Annotated in this window: 8 protein-coding genes; 6 read left to right on the top strand and 2 right to left on the bottom strand. The window is 45.9% G+C overall.

Annotated features, from left to right (window positions below; translation table 11 throughout):
* Positions 1-847 precede the first annotated feature (847 nt).
* Positions 848-1903 (bottom strand): IS110 family transposase, encoded by a 1056-nt coding sequence (locus tag H6G89_RS34135; RefSeq protein ID WP_190514470.1) that lies wholly within the window; start codon positions 1901-1903, stop codon positions 848-850.
* Positions 1904-2087: 184 nt separating this feature from the next.
* Here H6G89_RS34135 and H6G89_RS34130 point away from each other — a divergent pair, with 184 nt between their 5' ends.
* From H6G89_RS34130 to H6G89_RS34105, 6 genes are all read left to right on the top strand, one after another.
* On the top strand, positions 2088-2726 hold the full coding sequence (locus H6G89_RS34130; protein ID WP_190514469.1) for a hypothetical protein: 639 nt from the start codon (positions 2088-2090) through the stop codon (positions 2724-2726).
* Positions 2727-3121: 395 nt separating this feature from the next.
* On the top strand, positions 3122-3997 hold the full coding sequence (locus tag H6G89_RS34125) for a hypothetical protein (RefSeq protein WP_190514468.1): 876 nt from the start codon (positions 3122-3124) through the stop codon (positions 3995-3997).
* 201 nt (positions 3998-4198) lie between these two features.
* A complete protein-coding gene (locus H6G89_RS34120; protein ID WP_190514467.1) occupies positions 4199-4528 on the top strand; it encodes a hypothetical protein in 330 nt (109 codons plus the stop codon).
* Between the two features lie 129 nt (positions 4529-4657).
* On the top strand, positions 4658-4897 hold the full coding sequence (locus H6G89_RS34115) for a hypothetical protein (protein ID WP_190514466.1): 240 nt from the start codon (positions 4658-4660) through the stop codon (positions 4895-4897).
* A 12-nt stretch (positions 4898-4909) separates the two neighbouring features.
* Positions 4910-5185 carry a hypothetical protein gene (locus H6G89_RS34110; RefSeq protein ID WP_190514465.1) on the top strand — a complete coding sequence of 92 codons (276 nt, stop codon included), beginning with the start codon at positions 4910-4912 and terminating at the stop codon, positions 5183-5185.
* Between the two features lie 204 nt (positions 5186-5389).
* Complete coding sequence (locus tag H6G89_RS34105; protein ID WP_190514464.1) at positions 5390-5680, top strand: hypothetical protein; 291 nt, start codon at positions 5390-5392, stop codon at positions 5678-5680.
* Positions 5681-5920: 240 nt separating this feature from the next.
* Here H6G89_RS34105 and H6G89_RS34100 read toward each other — a convergent pair whose 3' ends face one another.
* Positions 5921-6085, bottom strand: a complete 165-nt coding sequence (locus H6G89_RS34100) for a DUF4278 domain-containing protein (protein WP_242060259.1) — start codon at positions 6083-6085, stop codon at positions 5921-5923.
* Between the last annotated feature and the right edge of the window lie 399 nt (positions 6086-6484).

The following is a 6484-nucleotide window of genomic DNA, read 5'->3' as shown; positions in this document are numbered from 1 at the left end:
ATTCGTGACTGGAAACCTGCTCTCAATCGCTTCGCGATTGAATTCGGCGATCGCTTTCCAACTTGAGTTTTTACCCTTGACACAATCTATTTGACATACCCCCAGAGGGCTTCGTTGTGTTGTGCCAACTTGCCCCAAGACTATCTCAGCCTTCTATGACGTTTCTGTTCGTCGGCTCGCAGGTTTGCCGCTAGCTTCCGACCGACCTGCCCTCGCGGGAATGCCTTTGCCTTAAGCTAGTCGTTAGCATCACTCGGATCTGTAACTTGATCATTTGGAAGTTGGTTCTTCGACAGGGGACTTTCACCCCATCAGTTCACGACCATGCTGGGCGTACACCCTAGTGCAGCAGATTGACCAAAGTCGCTTGTGGTGTAGCAAAAGCAGCCACAACCACTGACCAGAACCGACTATGAAGCCGTGGGGGTGTCAAGCAATGCAGGGTTGTAAAATTGGCAGCAGTTACCACTTGACTGTTTAGCCAATCATTTACTTGCTCAACTTCTTCTTTAGAATCTAATTCAATTGCGTCAGCCTATTCATTCACCTATGTTCTGGCTTGATTGAATTTTCACACTCAATTTACTTGTTCTCTTCTTGACTTTGTTAACCCCTTATTGTTCTACTCGACTATCCGAGTTTCGACATTATTCTATTAATTATGTCGTCTCAAGAGTTCTTTCAGAGATCTCAGGCTTATTCGTTAGGACAAGCTTACTTAGCGAGCAAGAATTTGTTCACTCGTTAGATTAGGTTCTGGTCCAAGCTCTGAGATGCATTGCCAATAGAGGCTTTTCAGACACCATCGGGTGTTAACGAAAGTGATCAAGAACAAATCTGAGTTTAATTAGGCTGCTGCTTTAGAGATATAAGCTTTTGCTCCATCCCACTTCTCCTGTTTGCGTAACAACACCCAGCAACGCACTAACAACTTCCGAGCAACTGCAATAATGGCTTGTTTCTTGCGGGTCTTCTGTCCACCACAAATGCGGTTGTACAACGCCAATGCCCAACTGTTATAACGCAGCATCGCCCAAGCTGCCTCGACTAATGCCGCCCGTAGTACCCTGGGTCCACGTCTAGTAATCTTGCCCATCCGGTCAGTTTCCCCAGATTGGTGCTGTCTCGGTACCATGCCTGCATAAGCACTCACCTGTCTTGCACTCTTAAATCGCTTTGGATCATCAATAAAGGCAACCACCACTTCCGCTGTCCGCCGCCCGACCCCTGGAATGCTTTCCAATAGCTGGACTCGTTCATCAGACTTCGCCAATTGCGTTAACTGCGTGTCCACCTGATGAAGCTCTTCCCACAACCGATCTAGCGCCGTTAATGCTAAATCTAGCTGCCCTTGCCATAGCATTAGGTGATCGCATTGGGCTAAGGGTTTTCGATACTCTCCCAGTTGACTCAAGCCTGCGGCTGTCCAAGCTTTGTTGCCACTAGGAATGGCAATCCCTTGATGGACAAACAGGGCTCGAATCTGATTTTGCGTGCGCGTTACCTGTCCTACCAACCGCTTGCGATATTTGACCAACTGGCGATACTGCCGAGACTCAGGGGATGGCACATAAACAGGCACAATCTGTCCTAACGCCGCTAGTTTGGCAAGTTTCAGTGCATCATCCTTATCGGTTTTGCGTTTGACGTGCTTCCAGTTCCAGGCTTCCTGGCTAGGATTGGCGACCAGAACCTTAAATCCTTGCTCAACACATAAATCGTGGCTCCAACCTGTGACTGCACAAGCTTCGATGACAACTAATTCAGGCTGTGTTTGGGATAGGAGTTTTTTGAATTCATCCGGTCGAGTGTAGAAGGTGAAGAACAAAGTGGAATTGGCTTCAGTATTGAGCAAGCAGGCTACAGACTTGTATTTGCCTAAATCAATGCCTAGAATCTTCATAGATGCCTCCTGTAAAGCAGAGTTAGGGTTTGGTTTTGATTATGGAGGGAACCAACCCACGGCTTACATGGATTCTTTATGCGGCAACCTATCCAAGTAAAAAGGTTTTCCCTGATCCAATCCTAGGTTTCTCTATAGAGTAACTTTCTAGATATTTAGAGTCTGCTAGCGGTGGAAAATTGGAATGAGCACAACGTCTTTGTTCGTTGAACTAATTGTCAGCGGGATCGGAACAGTAGCTTGGTTGATCCTTTTAGTTTTTAGCGTTTTCGGCTACTCCTGGATTCTTGGGCAAAAACTTACCGACCTACTCACACTTATACCTTTTTTAGCATTGGTCTATGTATTAGGAATAATTACAGATCATCTAGCCCACCATCTTTACAAAAAAGTTTTCCGCAAATTCTTTTGTGATTTGAATAAAAAATTTTGTGAGCAGGAACTTGATCAACACAGCAACTACGAGACCATCAAAAACAAAAATGAGTACGTCGAATCCGTGAAGGTTTACGTGTACACCCATGCATCAGAAAATACGATGGAACGATTTGAATATGACAGAAGTAGATTGCGAATTGCCCGTGCATGGGGAATGAATTTTGTGTTTTTAACTGTCAGCATTCTTATTTTCGCTTGGACTAGGCTACCGCAGGTAGCTGTTAGTACGAAAGTGGAAATCTCAATTTTTAGCATAATTTTTTGTGGACTCGGTGCAGTTTTCGCCTTTTATACTTGGAGAGACTTAACTATATGGGAATACGATCAATTGAGAAGAATTAGTAATATTTTGGAAACAAAAAGCTCTCAAAAGGTTGGTAGCTAAACAATACGCGACCTATTGTATAATCGGGTCGAGTCAGGTGTTTCTCCTGCTCTTCCTACAACACTCATCGTGCAGGGTTGCAATGGGCGGTTCATGAAGACGTGCAAACAACGCTGATGGGTCAAGCATACCCTTGGCTTTCATCCACAGTTCACGAAGCGATAGTAATCCTGATTGCTTTAACTAAGGGCTATTCTCCCCAATACCAGGCTTTGTTCTAGCAACTAGGGGGATACTCAATTGCTAGAACACATTTGGTTGAAACTACTTCTTTGCCCTTCCCACTAGCTTGTCACTGCTTAATTACTGGCGGGCGACACTCGAAACCTGTCTACGCGGTGGAGTGTGATTTTGATCTATTCCAGTATTAATTCGGGTGCTCATGCACATTCCTAGTGCTATGTTTTGAAAATCTACTTGAAAAAGCTCAATCCCTGAAAATGGAAACCTGTACAATTCCTGGGTGTAATCGGTCAGTTTCAAAACCAGGTCATAAGCTGTGCTATGAGCATTGGAAGACGGAGAACCCAAAAACATCAATTTTGTCTGAGGATATTCCTAAACCTGTTATTCGGACTACTTCCAAAACCATTCTTGCTACCGCATCTACCACTGCTGTTTCCTCACTACTATCAGCCACTAAAATTGCTGAGAGGTTAGGATTATCAAGAAACAAGGTAAATCCATTACTTGCCGAATTAGGTTTGATAGATAAAGTGCCTAATGGTTGGAAACCTACGCGCTTAGGATTGAGTTTCGGTGCAGTTCAGAAGCATGACGAAAAAACAGACCAACATTACATTCTTTGGTCAGATACGATTCTGTCAAATCAGATTTTTGTTGAAGCACTCTGTAAAGTTGATGATGGTGCAGGTGAAGAACAATCATCACCCCAAAACCCTAAAAAAGTAGATTTTCGTGAGAAGTTCAAGGCTGGGGACTACCGAACAAAAGATGGACACTGGGTTCGCTCTAAAGCAGAATTGTCAGTTGATGACTGGTTATATACGGAGAATATAGTTCACGCCTACGAGCGCAAACTGCCTGTTGAAGAGGAAGTGTACTGTGATTTCTATATCCCTTCAGGTAAGGTTTATGTTGAGTATTGGGGGTATGAACAAGATCCAGAGTACTCAGCACGTAAACAGGAAAAACAACGTATTTACAGAAAATACGACTTCAATTTGATTGAGCTATATGATGAACACATCAAAAGTCTTGATGACTGTTTGCCACAAATGTTGCGAAGCTTCGGTATCGTTCTAGGTTGATAGCTATGGTTTTCGTGGTTTAACAATTGTGGTGAAGCAGACTAATCAAGCCTGCGTGTAATGAGTTTAAGGTTTTCGGCAGTCACTGACTACAATCGTTAACCTGCTTAGATTACAGACTTTGATGGGCATACAAAGATTTCGGTTATGTTTCAGTCCTAATCCTTGCTTAAGACAATCGTAGTGTGGTGAAGTAGCATCATGTTCAACAAAGTTTCGAGTTTCTTTGCTTTAACCATATTCCTCCTGCTTTGCATCAAAAATCCAGTACTATCTCAAAACGAAGATGGAGTAATTTCAGAGGGTATTTACTGGGTTGGACCTACTGGTATGGGTTTACAAGTAGAAGGTAATCAATACCGATATTACGATGAGAGTGGAGAGGACTATTGGCGACCTGTCTCCGAATTGGAGTACATCACAGAAGGCGTGATATTCGATGGAGAGGATTATTGGTGTTTATCTACCCTACCTCAACCTGCTAGCAGCGAGATAGTAGTATGCTCCTCAGAAGGTTGGATTGCAAGATAAAGCGCAGTCCAATAATATGCCCTAAGCTAGACAACGATCGCCCCTACCCATTCACCGCGACATAACCAGTTGCTACAGTCTTACCTGATCGCCCATGATTAGAGACACTACATCAAGGGTTAGCTATGGTTGAAAAGGCGTGGCGTAGGTGATCGCATTTGCATCTTGCAGGTGCCACAGACCTCCCTGCCTCCTGAAACCCGACAGTTGTATGAGGTGTTGGTGAGAGAAGGTGTTGTTCTTGAGGTGTATGCGGTCGATCAGTGGGGTTATCCGGTAGTTGAATACTGTGCCAATGACGAGGATGGAGCAGAACACTACCACTGGCTCTCGATTGATGAGTATGACGTCTGGGAGCAGGTGAGTTAGATCTCACAATGCTTGCTGTTACTCAGTTGGCTGTGGATTACAGGGAGGGGGTTTGGCAGTTCCAGGCTTAGGGCGATCGCCAGTCCATCACTCACTACCCTTTGTTCTAGCAACTTGGAGGATACTCACTTGCTAGAACATTTGCTTGCGATCGGGCAATCCTCACTTCCACTGGCAGTTCAACCCCCTTCAATGCAGCAGCACCATAGCCTTTACTCCCACTGCGCCACAGCTTCTCAATTCCTCTATAACCACAGCCTCATCGCCCTACAACCTCGCCGCTCATAGCCCTTCACCCCTCCACACCCCCATATTGTGGTGGATGAGGAATTCCCCAAAGAAGAAAAGAAGGGGGAAAAAGGGAAAGAAGGAAACCTTGCCGTGTGCGATCGCTTTCGGGTCTTTCACGAGAGATCGCAGCAGAATCACCCCTCCACTCAGTGAGCTTCAGGGTATCTGAGAGAAGGAGCAGCTAGTACGATGCATCATGGCATGAGACCTCTTCGACTCCTCTTTGACTCTCCCCAGGCAGCCCGCGAGGTGGCTTTCATGCTGCGCTGTGAGTATGACGGCTGCACTCTGATTAGCCTGCCCTCGATGCATGATACCGTAGCCCTCAGAACGGCGATCGAGCTGGTGGGAGCGGAGTTCTGTTTTGAAGGTGATCACTACCCTCTGGTGTTGCCGCCATTGGAGGGTGAGGGAACTGAGGAGAGCCAGGTTCAAAGGTCACAGCAGATGAGCCGCAAAGCTCAGTTGTGGTGTGATGAAGTGCCGTTTTGAGAAGTGAGGGGGCGATCGCCAGGGAGAGGGTCTTGCAGATGACTCCCTCTGTTGCTCTGTGTGCCTCAACAGCCTGTGCCTTTACGGTCTTTTGTGGTGGAGGAGCGATCGCCTGAAGTGTTTTGGGCAGTGGAAGTGCAGGTGATGAGCAGATCTCAAAGCACGGTTGAGAGGAGGAGCGATCGCCTTTGTTGTCCTAGGTAGTTGAAGCGGTTTAGATAAACAACTTACCTGATTGCCTTAGTAGGAGATGCCCCGATATTGCAGGTGACGAGGCTGAGGTTGGGTTGTGGTAGTAGGCTCAACGCGGTAGGTTGCACCCCGATACTGACAGTTAATAGTGCCAGTTATGGTTTCATCGGTGGTGTTGATCTGGTAGGAGGTGCCGCGATAGATGAGTGTCATGGTTTAGAGTTCCTTTGGGTTGAGGCGTGTATTGGTTTCGATGTTTTAGTTATAAGGGTTTTGCCTTTGCAAATCGATTGGGAAAAGTTAAGGAGTTTGCTGAATTGGCAGTGAGGAAAGTTAAGGAAGGGGAGCTGTGCAGAAGGTGCCATTGGAACAGGGAAGAGTGTTCTAGCAACTGGAGTACCCCTAAATTGCTAGAACACATCTGGAAGTGCTTGGTAGAAGGGGCTTGTAGCAGAGCTTCACCTCATCACCTTGCTTCTTGCATTGGTGGTGGTGAAGTCGCTTTGGGTTGGGGTATGTCAAATAGATTGTGTCAAGGGTAAAAACTCAAGTTGGAAAGCGATCGCCGAATTCAATCGCGAAGCGATTGAGAGCAGGTTTCCAGTCACGAAT

This window comes from Oscillatoria sp. FACHB-1407 (genome assembly GCF_014697545.1).
Taxonomy (GTDB): domain Bacteria; phylum Cyanobacteriota; class Cyanobacteriia; order Elainellales; family Elainellaceae; genus FACHB-1407.
Note: the sequence above shows the minus strand (reverse complement) of the source record. Positions and strands in the feature narration are given on the sequence as shown.